This window comes from Pseudomonas sp. P20, from assembly GCF_016463925.1.
Classification (GTDB): Bacteria; Pseudomonadota; Gammaproteobacteria; order Pseudomonadales; family Pseudomonadaceae; genus Pseudomonas; species Pseudomonas aeruginosa.
Window position 1 is genome coordinate 82,608 of the sequence record NZ_JAEMVM010000037.1, and the last position, 9,875, is coordinate 92,482.

Annotated in this window: 11 protein-coding genes; 4 read left to right on the forward strand and 7 right to left on the reverse strand. The window is 67.1% G+C overall.

Annotation, left to right across the window (positions count from 1 at the left end):
• Positions 1-28: 28 nt before the first annotated feature.
• Together gltS and JHD77_RS30100 are read left to right on the forward strand one after the other, a co-directional pair.
• On the forward strand, positions 29-1,243 hold the full coding sequence (gene gltS, locus JHD77_RS30095) for a sodium/glutamate symporter (RefSeq protein WP_003091456.1): 1,215 nt from the start codon (positions 29-31) through the stop codon (positions 1,241-1,243).
• A 228-nt stretch (positions 1,244-1,471) separates the two neighbouring features.
• Positions 1,472-2,395, forward strand: coding sequence for a GGDEF domain-containing protein (locus tag JHD77_RS30100; RefSeq protein ID WP_003091460.1), 924 nt, complete (start codon positions 1,472-1,474; stop codon positions 2,393-2,395).
• A gap of 103 nt (positions 2,396-2,498) precedes the next feature.
• Here JHD77_RS30100 and JHD77_RS30105 read toward each other — a convergent pair whose 3' ends face one another.
• The gene (locus tag JHD77_RS30105; RefSeq protein WP_003116415.1) at positions 2,499-2,876 is read right to left on the reverse strand and encodes a hypothetical protein; all 378 of its coding nucleotides are present in this window, start codon (positions 2,874-2,876) and stop codon (positions 2,499-2,501) included.
• Positions 2,877-2,968: 92 nt separating this feature from the next.
• On the reverse strand, positions 2,969-4,129 hold the full coding sequence (rluB, locus tag JHD77_RS30110; protein WP_003113439.1) for a 23S rRNA pseudouridine(2605) synthase RluB: 1,161 nt from the start codon (positions 4,127-4,129) through the stop codon (positions 2,969-2,971).
• A 147-nt stretch (positions 4,130-4,276) separates the two neighbouring features.
• On the opposite strand from rluB, the gene JHD77_RS30115 reads away from it, so the two are divergent.
• Positions 4,277-4,714 (forward strand): NUDIX hydrolase, encoded by a 438-nt coding sequence (locus JHD77_RS30115; RefSeq protein ID WP_003107683.1) that lies wholly within the window; start codon positions 4,277-4,279, stop codon positions 4,712-4,714.
• 89 nt (positions 4,715-4,803) lie between these two features.
• On the opposite strand, the gene JHD77_RS30120 is transcribed toward JHD77_RS30115, so the two are convergent.
• From JHD77_RS30120 to zwf, 3 genes are read right to left on the reverse strand one after another with little or no spacing between them, the layout of a single operon-like run.
• Positions 4,804-5,466, reverse strand: a complete 663-nt coding sequence (locus tag JHD77_RS30120) for a bifunctional 4-hydroxy-2-oxoglutarate aldolase/2-dehydro-3-deoxy-phosphogluconate aldolase (protein ID WP_023088168.1) — start codon at positions 5,464-5,466, stop codon at positions 4,804-4,806.
• A 17-nt stretch (positions 5,467-5,483) separates the two neighbouring features.
• Positions 5,484-6,200: a 6-phosphogluconolactonase gene (gene pgl / locus JHD77_RS30125; RefSeq protein WP_003113441.1), complete on the reverse strand. Its 717-nt coding sequence runs from the start codon at positions 6,198-6,200 to the stop codon at positions 5,484-5,486.
• Positions 6,187-7,656 (reverse strand): glucose-6-phosphate dehydrogenase, encoded by a 1,470-nt coding sequence (gene zwf, locus JHD77_RS30130; RefSeq protein WP_003143528.1) that lies wholly within the window; start codon positions 7,654-7,656, stop codon positions 6,187-6,189. The genes pgl and zwf overlap by 14 nt, the downstream gene beginning before the upstream one ends.
• A 186-nt stretch (positions 7,657-7,842) precedes the next feature.
• On the opposite strand from zwf, the gene JHD77_RS30135 reads away from it, so the two are divergent.
• Positions 7,843-8,700 (forward strand): MurR/RpiR family transcriptional regulator, encoded by an 858-nt coding sequence (locus JHD77_RS30135; RefSeq protein WP_003091466.1) that lies wholly within the window; start codon positions 7,843-7,845, stop codon positions 8,698-8,700.
• An 8-nt stretch (positions 8,701-8,708) separates the two neighbouring features.
• Here the strand turns inward: JHD77_RS30135 and JHD77_RS30140 are convergent, their stop codons facing one another.
• Together JHD77_RS30140 and JHD77_RS30145 are read right to left on the reverse strand one after the other, a co-directional pair.
• Positions 8,709-9,560, reverse strand: a complete 852-nt coding sequence (locus tag JHD77_RS30140; RefSeq protein ID WP_003113443.1) for a D-hexose-6-phosphate mutarotase — start codon at positions 9,558-9,560, stop codon at positions 8,709-8,711.
• 214 nt (positions 9,561-9,774) lie between these two features.
• Positions 9,775-9,875 (reverse strand): carbohydrate porin (locus JHD77_RS30145; protein WP_134824998.1); only part of this gene is annotated, 101 nt, incomplete at its 5' end.

Genomic DNA, 9,875 nt, shown 5'->3' on the forward strand with positions numbered 1-9,875 from the left:
GCCCACACAACAACAATAGAGCCACGCCATGCCGACATTGCACCTGGACGCCCTGTCCACCACCGCCCTCGCCCTGCTCCTGCTCGCCCTCGGCAGCCAATTGAAGAAGCGCAGCCGCTGGCTGACACGTCTGTGCGTACCGTCGCCGGTGATCGCCGGCTTCGGCTTCGCCTTCCTGGTCTGGCTGCTCAGGGATCGCGGCTGGCTCGACATCGGCCTCGACACCAGCCTGCAGACACCCCTGATGGTGGCGTTCTTCACCACCGTCGGCCTCGGTGGCAGCCTCGGCCTGCTGCGCAAGGGCGGCAAGACCCTGCTGGTCTACCTGTCGGCCTGCTGGGCGCTGGCGATACTGCAGAACCTGATCGGCGTCGGCAGCGCCGGACTGCTCGGCCTCGACCCGTTGCTCGGGATCATGGCCGGCGCGGTCTCGCTGGAAGGCGGCTTCGGCGCGGCGGCGGCCTTCGGCCCGGTTGCGGAAGGGCTCGGCGCCCAGGGCGCGACCACCGTGGCGCTGGCCTCAGCCACCTTCGGCATGGTCGCTGGCGGGCTGCTCGGCAGCCCGGTGGCGCGCTGGCTGATCGAACGCAACCGCCTGCCGGTGCAGGCGGAAAGCGACAATCGGCTGGAAGCCCTCGGGCAGCAGGAGCGACGCCAGCATGCGGCGGCCACGCTGGACGGCAATCTCCTGCTGCGCCTGCTGACCTGCGTGCTGCTGGTGATGGTGCTCGGCTTCTGGCTCGGCGACGCGCTCCAGGAACGCCTGGGCCTGGTGCTGCCCAGTTATGTCGGGGCGATGTTCATCGCCATCGTCCTGCGCAACCTCGACGACCGGCTCGGCTGGCTGCGCATTCCGGACCACGCCGTCGGTACCCTGGGCGACGTCTGCCTGGGCATCTTCCTGACCATGGCGATGATGAGCCTGAAGTTCTGGGAGCTGGAGAACCTCGGCCTGCCGCTGCTCGGCGTACTGTTCATCCAGGTCGCGGTGCTGTTGCTGCTGACGATCTTCGTGCTGTTCCGCCTGCTCGGCCGCAACTACGACGCCGCGGTGCTCTGCGCCGGCTTCCTCGGCCACGGCCTGGGCGCCACGCCCAACGCGGTGGCCAACATGGGCGCGGTCTGCGAGCACTATCGGGTGTTCTCGCACAAGGCCTTCATCATCGTGCCCCTGTGCGGCGCGGTACTGATCGATCTCGTCGCCATCCCGGCGATCACCTGGTTCATCAACGCCTTCAGTTGAACCATGGCGGCGCTCCGCTAGCGGAGCGCCAGCTTTCCGACGAGCGCCTCGGCCACTCGCCAGCAAAACGCCATTATTCCGTCGAAATCTCTCCGAAATTCCTACAGAATGTGGAAACCATTCCTAGGAAAACCTGTCTGTGCCTCTGATTTCTCCGTTCTTCAGTTGGCTGGCACGAAACTCGCCTTAGCCCTACTGTCGCCGTCTTTCGCGCCAGAGGTTCCGCGCATGGCTCCTCCCAAGCAGTCCAATACCATCGATTTCGACGCCGCCAAGCAGAAGCGCGGCCCCCAGCCCGGCGGCAACGCCAGCGGGCCGCGCGCCAGCAACCTGACGGAGTTGCGCCAGCAACTGACCCTACAGTTGCAGAGCAGCCTGGAGGCGGAGCGGATTCTCGGCCTGTTCTTCGAGGAAGTCCGCCAACTGATCCCGCTGGACGCCCTTGGCTACCGCCATCCGGGCTCCGACCTGCGCCTGGAGTTCGGCAGCAGCGCCAAGCATTCGGTGAGCTATCGCCTGAGCCATGACAGCGACTACCTCGGCGAACTGATCTTCCGTCGCCGCCAGCGCCTCGGCGAAGACGAACAACGGCAACTGGAGAGCCTGCTCGGCACCCTGCTGTTCCCGCTGCGCAACGCCCTGCTCTATCGCGCCGCGATCCAGACCGCCCTGCGCGACGCCCTGACCGGCACCGGCAACCGCATCGCCATGGACCAGGCGCTCGGCCGCGAACTGGAACTGGCCCGGCGCAACCTGCAACCGCTCTCGGTGCTGATGCTCGATATCGACCACTTCAAGCGGGTCAACGACCACTACGGTCACACCGTCGGCGACGAAGCCCTCAAGGCCGTGGCGGAAACCATCAAGGACCACCTGCGCAATGTCGACATGGTGTTCCGTTTCGGCGGCGAGGAATTCCTCGTCCTGCTGTCCAGCACGCCGCTGCAGGCTGCCTGCATGGTCGGCGAACGCCTGCGCCAGGCGGTGGAGGAGTTGGACTACCGGCACGCCGGCGAACCGCTGAAGCTGTCGATCAGCCTCGGTTGCGCCGACCTGCGGCCCGGCGAAGGCAGCGACGACCTGCTGCGACGGGTCGACGAGGCGCTCTACGAAGCCAAGCGCGACGGCCGCAACCGCCTGCGCTGCGCCTGAGGCTTGCCGACTCGCCCCCGAAGCGCGGAGCAGGCGCATCGGGCGACGGCAGTAGCAACGGCTCTCACCGGCGCAGTCACGGTTTCCGCCAAGGTCCTGCCGCTTATGGCTGCGCCGGCTCGTCCGGGCCGCCATAGGCCTGGCGCAAGCGGACGCGCTTCTCCAGCAGCCAGCCGCTGGTTTCCTTGCCGTCTCGAGCCACGTACATGACGTTCAGCCACTCGCCGCTCGGCTTGTAGACAGTGATGAAGTCGCCGGGAATCACGAAGACCCCGGTGACACAGTCGGCACGCGGCGCGCTGTGGAAATAGGCGCGCCCCTTGTCGATCACCTCGCCCTCCAGCGGCGGACGGAAGTTGTCCTCGGGGCCGGCCGTCGCCTCGCCAAGGCTTGCGCAGCTCTGCGCCGGCATCGCCGCATCCGCGGCCAGCCCGGCGACGCTCCATAGCATGCAGAGCGCGATAGCCAGGATCCTGTGCATTTCACCACCTCCTTGTGTGCGGGCGACCATTAGACACCGATTCCCAGGCATGAAAAAGGCCCCCGAAGGGGCCTTTCCAGGGCGCTTTCCGCTCAGCGGCGGAAGCCCGGACGCATACCGTCGCCGGCCGGTTTCGGCCGCCGCTTGACCTGCGGCTTGCGGGCCGCCGGCTTGTCGCCCGGCGCGCTGGCCGGACGCTCGTCGCGCGGCTTGCTCGGGCGCGGCTTGCGGTTGCTCTCGCGGGGCCGCTCGGCAACCGGAGTGCCCTGCTCGCGCCCCTTGCGCTCGGCGCTCGGCTGCGGACCGCGCGCGGGACGCGAAGCCGGCGCGCGACGAGCGGCATTTTCGCCGTCCTCGCGCCGCGGCGCACGCTTGCGCCCGGCTTCCGGACGCTCGCTGCGCGCCAGCGGACGGGCCTGCTTGCGCTGCTGGCGTTCGGCCTTCTCGCGCGCCTTGGTGGTCATGCCCGGCAGGGCCACCGGCTTGAGGCCGACTTCCTCGCTGAGGATGTCGATCTCGCGCTGGTCCATTTCGCGGTAGCGGCCCATGGTCAGCTCGGAGGTCAGGAACACCGGGCCGAAACGCACCCGCTTGAGGCGGCTGACCACCAACCCCTGGGATTCCCACAACCGGCGCACCTCGCGGTTGCGGCCCTCCATCACTACGCAGTGGTACCAGTGGTTGAAGCCTTCGCCGCCCGGCGCCTGCTGGATATCGCTGAACTTGGCCGGGCCGTCCTCGAGCATCACGCCGTTGAGCAGGCGCTCGATCATCTCTTCGGTGACCTCGCCGCGCACCCGTACCGCGTATTCACGGTCCATCTCATAGGAAGGATGCATCAGGCGGTTGGCCAGTTCGCCATCGGTGGTGAACAGCAGCAGGCCGGTGGTATTGATGTCCAGGCGACCGACATTGATCCAGCGACCGGTGCGCAGGCGCGGCAGGCGGTCGAAGATGGTCGGGCGGCCTTCCGGATCGTCGCGGGTGCAGACCTCGCCTTCCGGCTTGTTGTAGATCAGCACGCGACGGACACTCTCGGCGGCCTCTTCGCGGCGGATCAGGTGGCCATCGACGGTGATCGCATCGTGGCTGTCGACCCGCTGGCCGAGGCTGGCCACGCTGCCATTGACGTTGACCCGGCCTTCGGCGATCCACACTTCTACGTCGCGCCGGGAACCGACGCCGAGACGGGCGAGGACTTTCTGCAATTTTTCCCCGACCGGTACGTGGGGATTCTCTGGGGTATCGTTCATCTGGGCACCTCCCGGTGTGGCTGGCAACGAATCGAAGGGCGCGCATCATACGCGCTTCGTCAGGACAAAGCACCGTCCCCGGGCGGAAACCCGGACAATCCCGCTAGACTAGGCCGGGTTCACCCACCCCGCCACCCGGAGGCCCCGGTGCACGATGTCCCTCCCTTCAGCGGCGCCAAGCTGGCGCTGTTCTATGGCGACCACCTGGTCGTCTACAAACGCGACGAAAAACCCGGCATTCCCTTCCCCGGCTACTGGGACTTTCCCGGCGGCGGCCGTGAGGGCCTGGAGACGCCTGCCGAATGCGCCCTGCGCGAACTCGAGGAAGAGTTCTCCATCCGCCTGGAAGAACCTCGTATCGAATGGCAGCGACAGTATCCGAGCACCAGCGGCAGCGCGCCCTTCGCCTACTTCCTGGTGGCGCGCCTGGAGGACCGCGAGTTCGAGGCCATCCGCTTCGGCGACGAAGGACAATACTGGCGATTGATGGAGGTGGACGCCTACCTCGCGCATGCCATGGCCGTACCCTACCTGCAGAGCCGGCTCGGCGACTATCTGCGGGAACGCCGGCGCATCGGCGAATAACGCCGATGACGTTAGCCGTTCCATGCCCCGGATAATCCGGACGGCATAAAAAAACCCGGCCGAAGCCGGGCATGCCCAGGCGGGCAGTCTCAGTGTCTGCGGTGCTCGGCGAAGCGCTCCAGGGCTTCGCGGCTGAGGCGCTCGACCTGGGCCCAGTCGCCGCGGTCGACCACGGCCTTGGGCAGCATCCAAGTGCCGCCGACGCACATCACGTTGGGTACCGCCAGGTAGTCGGCGAGATTGTTCAGGCTGACGCCTCCGGTGGGGCAGAAGCGGATATCGGGGAATGGTCCCGAGAACGCCTTCAGCGCCGCCGGGCCGCCGCTGACTTCGGCGGGAAACAGCTTGAAGCGGCGGTAGCCATGGCGGTAGGCGAGCATGATCTCGGAAGCGCTGGCCACGCCGGGCAACAGCGGGACTTCGCTGTCCAGGGCGAAGCGCAGCAACTCGTCGGTGCAACCCGGGGTGACCACGAAGCTCGCCCCGGCCTTTTCCGCGGCGGCGAAGGTCCGCGGGTCGAGCACGGTGCCGGCGCCGATACGCAGGTGCGGGCGCTCCTCGCTGAGGCGCCGGATGGCGGTCAGCCCGTGCGTCGTGCGCAGGGTGATCTCCAGGGCGGTCAGGCCGCCGGCGGCGAGGGCATCGGCCATCGGCAGGATGTCCGCCTCGCGGTCGATGGTGATCACCGGGAGGATGCGCGCCTCCCGGCACAGCGTGTCGATGCGGGCGGTCTTCTGTTCAAGGTTGTGCATGGCTACAGCTCCGCCACTCAGGGGTACCAATGGATCGTCAGCGGCGCGCGGAGGAAGGCGCGAACCGGCATCCGCCGTTCGTCCTCGACCGCCAGCGCGGCGTTCAGGGTGGCCAGCTTGGACTGGCCCTGGATCGCCAGCAGCTGCACCTTCGCCGCCGCCAGCACGGCGCGCGGCAGGGTCAGGCGCTGGTGCGGCACGCTCGGCGCCCACATCGGCAGGCAACGGCGCGTCCCCTGGGGATCCATCGCCAGGTCCAGGCCAGGGCTGTTCGGGAACAGCGAGGCGGTATGGCCGTCGTCGCCCATGCCGAGGACCAGCACGTCGATCGGCAATGGCAGCTCGTGCAGGTGATGGTCGGCCAGCTCGGCCGCTTCCTCCAGGCTCGCCGCCGGCTGGTAGAGGCCGATGAAGCGCGCCTTCGCCGCCTCGCCACGGAGCAGGTGGCGGCGAACCAGGCCGGCGTTGCTATCGGCATGCGACTCCGGCACCCAGCGCTCGTCGGCCAGGCTGACGGTGATCCGCGACCAGTCCAGCGGCTCCTCGCTCAAGGCTTCGAGGAAGGCCACCGGACTGCGCCCACCGGACACCACCAGCAGCGCCTGGCCCTGCTCGGCCAGCGCCGAGCGCAACCGGCCGGCGACCTCGGCGGCCAGGCCGCGGGCCTGCTCGGCGGCGCTGCCCCAGACCTGCAGGCCGACGCCGGCCGGCAGCTTCAACTCAGAAATCGCCATACCAACTCCTCCCATCGCGGGCCACCAGGGCCACCGAGGCCACCGGCCCCCAACTCCCCGCCGGATACGGCTTGGGCGCTTCGCTCAGGCGTTCCCAGCCAGCGATCAGCTGGTCGCACCACTTCCAGGCGAACTCCACCTCGTCCTTGCGCACGAACAGGTACTGGTTGCCCTGGGTGACCTCCAGCAGCAGACGCTCGTAGGCATCGGGAATCCGCGCCGCGTGGTAGGTCTCGGAAAAACTCAGTTGCAGCGGGCCGGTACGCAATTGCATGCCCTTGCCCAGGCCCTGGTCCTTGGTCATCACTTGCAGGGAGATACCTTCGTCCGGCTGCAGGCGGATGATCAGCCGGTTGCTGATCAGCGAACGCTGCTCGGGAGCGAAGATGTAGTGCGGCGGCTCCTTGAAGTGGATGACGATCTGCGACAGCTTCTGCGGCATGCGCTTGCCGGTGCGCAGGTAGAACGGCACGCCCGACCAGCGCCAGTTGCGGATGTCCACGCGCAGGGCGACGAAGGTTTCCGCGTCGCTGTCGCGATTCGCATGTTCCTCCTCCAGGTAGCCCGGCACTGCCTTGCCGTCGCTGAAACCGGCGGTGTACTGCCCACGCACCACGCGCGAAGCCAGTTGTTCTGCGGGAATCGGCTCGAGGGCGCGGAGGACCTTGACCTTCTCGTCGCGAATGCTGTCCGCCGAAAGGTCGCTGGGCGGATCCATGGCGATCAGGCAGAGCAGTTGCAGCAGGTGGTTCTGCACCATGTCGCGCAGTTGCCCGGCCTGGTCGAAGTAGCCCCAGCGGCCTTCGATGCCGACCTTCTCGGCCACGGTGATCTCCACGTGGGAGATGTGGTTCTGGTTCCACTGGGTCTCGAAGAGGCTGTTGGCGAAGCGCAGGGCGATCAGGTTCTGCACCGTCTCCTTGCCCAGGTAATGGTCGATCCGGTAGATGCGGCTTTCCGGGAAGAACCGGGCGACTGCCTCGTTGACCTCGCGGGACGACTCCAGGTCATGACCGATGGGCTTCTCCAGCACCACCCGGGTGCGCTCGGCGAGACCGGCGGCGGCGAGGTTCTCGCAGATGCCGCCGAACACCGAGGCCGGCGTGGCGAAGTAGGCGACCAGCGGCAGTTCGTCATCCACCGCCTCGCGCAAGCCGACATAGGCCTGCGGGTCGAGGAAGTCCATGCTCAGGTAGTCGAGGCGTTCGCGGAAACGCTGCCAGACCACGTCGTCCCACTCCTTCGCCGGCACTGCCAGGCGCAGGCGCTGCTCCAGCGTCGCCAGGTGTTCGGCGGCAGCGCCTTCGTCACGGGCCAGGGCCAGGACGCGGGTATCGCGGTGCAGCAGGTTCTCACGATCGAGTTGGTAGAGCGCCGGGAACAGCTTGCGCAAGGCGAGATCGCCCAGCGCACCGAACAGCGCTAACGTGCAAGGCAGAACGCGGACATCAGGCATTTGTTGTTACCAACCAAATATTGAGTGATATTGAGCCATCCACTGCGCAATTAAGACAAATATGTAGTAATTAAACAACATATTTTTCCCAGCCCGCCACGCTGTTGGTCGCATGCCGGCCTGACGTTAGGATAGGCGCCGCCGCCGGCCCTTCCCCGCCGGGCCGACAGAACACGAGGAACCCGGATGAAAAACCTGCTGGAGCAGATCCAGAGCCGCCTGGACGAACTGAACAAGGCGGAGCGCAAAGTCGCCGAGGTCATCCTGCAGAACCCGCAGCAGGCCACCCGTTTCAGCATCGCCGCCCTGGCCCAGGCGGCAGCGGTCAGCGAACCGACGGTGAACCGCTTCTGTCGCTCCTTCGGCATGAGCGGCTATCCGGAACTGAAGATCCAGCTGGCCCAGAGCCTGGCCAGCGGCGCTGCCTTCGTAACCCAGGCGGTAGCCGAGGACGACGGGCCGGAAGCCTATACGCGGAAGATCTTCAGCAACACCATCGCCTCCCTCGACAGCGCCCACAAGTTGCTCGACCCACGCGTCATCGACCGCGCCGTGGACCTGTTGATCCAGGCCCGGCAGATCCACTTCTTCGGTCTCGGCGCCTCGGCCTCGGTAGCGCTCGACGCGCAGCACAAGTTCTTCCGCTTCAACCTGGCGGTGAGCGCCCAGGCCGACGTGCTGATGCAACGGATGATCGCCTCGGTGGCGCATACCGGCGACCTGTTCGTGGTGATTTCCTATACCGGACGCACCCGCGAGCTGGTGGAGGTGGCGCACCTGGCGCGGGAGAACGGCGCCTCGGTGCTCGGCCTGACCGCCGCCGGCTCGCCGCTGGCCAGGGCCAGCACCCTGTGCCTGGACATCCCGTTGCCGGAAGACACCGACATCTACATGCCGATGACTTCGCGGATCGTCCAGCTCACCGTGCTCGACGTACTGGCCACCGGAGTGACCCTGCGCCGCGGCGTGGACTTCCAGCCGCACCTGCGGCGGATCAAGGAAAGCCTGGTGCCAACCCGCTATCCCCTCGACGAGGACAACTGACCGCCCGCCTATTGCAGGCCGGCGGCGAGATTCAGGCGCATGCGTTCGCCGGGCGCCAGGATCAGCCCGCCCGGGCGGTAGCCAGCGGCGCCGATACAGAGGAAGCGTTCCGCTTCGCCCGGCTCGACCTGCTCCACCGGGCGGCTGCCGGGGTGCCAGATCACGCTGCCGGCGCTGACGTTCTTGTCGATCCGCAAGCGGCGGTTCCAGCCGCCGTCCTCCAGCACCAGCGATCCGGGATGGTAGAGCACCTGCTTGACCGCGCCGCGCGGTATCCAGGTTCCCGGAATCCGCGAAGCGCCGCGCTGGCCGCGAGCCGACTCCAGCTCCATGCCGTGCACCACCACCCGGCTCAGCGCGCCGACCCGCCAGTAGGGCTGCAGGGCGAAGCTGAACAGGCAATCGTCGTCTTCCTCATGGTAGCTGCACAGCTCCAGCTCCAGGCGCTGGCCAAGGCGCGCATCGAGGCGCACGTGCCAGTCCTCCAGGTCCAGTTGCCAGCTCACCACCACCTTGCTTTCGTCGGCGTAGGCATCCAGCAGGCGCCATTCGCGTTGCCGCGCCCAGCCCTGCTGCGGCCATTCGCTGCCGTTCGGATGGCTGCCGAACCACGGCCAGCAGACCGGGATGCCGCCGCGCACCGGCGCGCTGCTGAGGGCCGGCCATTCGCTGGCGCACCACAGCAACGGGCGTTCGCCCTGTGGCTGGAAATGCAGGAGCTGCGCCCCTTGCCGACTGAATACGGCCTGGCACAGCGGATGGTCGATCAACAGCAGATCGCGACGTTGGAAGCGTACCCAGTCGAACGGTCGCTTGGCCCGCATGGAATGAAAGAAACGCTGCAGCGGATGCTCAAGCATGTCCGATTGTCCTACCCTCTCCCCTTCCCGGAAAGCCCGGGCGTGCATCCGTGTAGTTTTACTACATTTCGCACGCAAGCCCCAAATGATCGGCACAGGAAAAGCGTAGTCGGTTTGTAACAGGCAGCCGGGAAGAGCGGTCGCCGGAAAAAAACGGCCCGCCCGAAACGCTCGGGCGGGTCCAGGCACAACACCGGAGCAGGCAACGCGACGATCAGAACACCGTCTGGATCTTGATCCCCGCCACCAGCGCGTTGTCGACCTCGTCGACCCCGCCCGGCTGCTTGATGTACTGCAGGTTCGGCCGCACCGTCA

Excerpts from the sequence above, each read along its gene's own strand:
- gltS (WP_003091456.1), top strand. The coding sequence starts at position 29 with ATGCCGACATTGCACCTGGACGCCCTGTCCACCACCGCCCTCGCCCTG.
- JHD77_RS30100 (WP_003091460.1), top strand. The coding sequence starts at position 1,472 with ATGGCTCCTCCCAAGCAGTCCAATACCATCGATTTCGACGCCGCCAAG.
- JHD77_RS30105 (WP_003116415.1), bottom strand. The coding sequence starts at position 2,876 with ATGCACAGGATCCTGGCTATCGCGCTCTGCATGCTATGGAGCGTCGCC.
- rluB (WP_003113439.1), bottom strand. The coding sequence starts at position 4,129 with ATGAACGATACCCCAGAGAATCCCCACGTACCGGTCGGGGAAAAATTG.
- JHD77_RS30120 (WP_023088168.1), bottom strand. The coding sequence starts at position 5,466 with ATGCACAACCTTGAACAGAAGACCGCCCGCATCGACACGCTGTGCCGG.
- pgl (WP_003113441.1), bottom strand. The coding sequence starts at position 6,200 with ATGGCGATTTCTGAGTTGAAGCTGCCGGCCGGCGTCGGCCTGCAGGTC.
- zwf (WP_003143528.1), bottom strand. The coding sequence starts at position 7,656 with ATGCCTGATGTCCGCGTTCTGCCTTGCACGTTAGCGCTGTTCGGTGCG.
- JHD77_RS30135 (WP_003091466.1), top strand. The coding sequence starts at position 7,843 with ATGAAAAACCTGCTGGAGCAGATCCAGAGCCGCCTGGACGAACTGAAC.
- JHD77_RS30140 (WP_003113443.1), bottom strand. The coding sequence starts at position 9,560 with ATGCTTGAGCATCCGCTGCAGCGTTTCTTTCATTCCATGCGGGCCAAG.